The 455-nt window shown below is 52.5% G+C and carries 1 protein-coding gene; it reads left to right on the top strand.

Features of this window, described 5'->3' with window-relative positions; all coding sequences use genetic code 11:
* Window positions 1-447: IS3 family transposase (locus A7090_RS25430; protein ID WP_123057000.1), on the top strand; the 447-nt coding region annotated here is incomplete at its 5' end.
* Window positions 448-455: the final 8 nt, after the last annotated feature.

Raw genomic sequence — 455 nt, 5'->3', positions numbered from 1 at the left:
GTTGTTATGGATCTTTTTGCCCGCAGGGTTATCGGCTGGAGTCTGTCAGCGAATGCCGATACAGCGCTGATAAGCAGTGCCCTGCGGATGGCTTATGAGACGCGTGGTCAGCCGCGAGACGTCATGTTCCATAGCGACCAGGGAAGCCAGTATACCGGCCTGAAATATCAACAAGTTCTCTGGCGTTACAGAATAAAGCAGAGCGTCAGTCGACGGGGAAACTGCTGGGATAACAGTCCCATGGAACGCTTCTTCCGCAGTCTGAAAACAGAATGGGTGCCGACTGATGGCTATGCAGGCAAGGACGAGGCCCGGCGACAAATCAGCGGTTATATCCTGCATTACTACAATAGCGTCAGGCCCCACCATTACAACGGTGGGCTGACGCCGGAAGAGTCAGAGAACAGATATCGTTCTTACTGTAAAACCGTGGCCAGAATTACTTGACCACTACA

It is taken from the genome of Escherichia sp. MOD1-EC7003, assembly GCF_002965065.1.
In the GTDB taxonomy this organism is placed as follows: domain Bacteria; phylum Pseudomonadota; class Gammaproteobacteria; order Enterobacterales; family Enterobacteriaceae; genus Escherichia.
The sequence above is the reverse complement of the archived record's forward strand: the minus strand, read 5'-3'. Positions and strand labels throughout refer to the sequence as shown.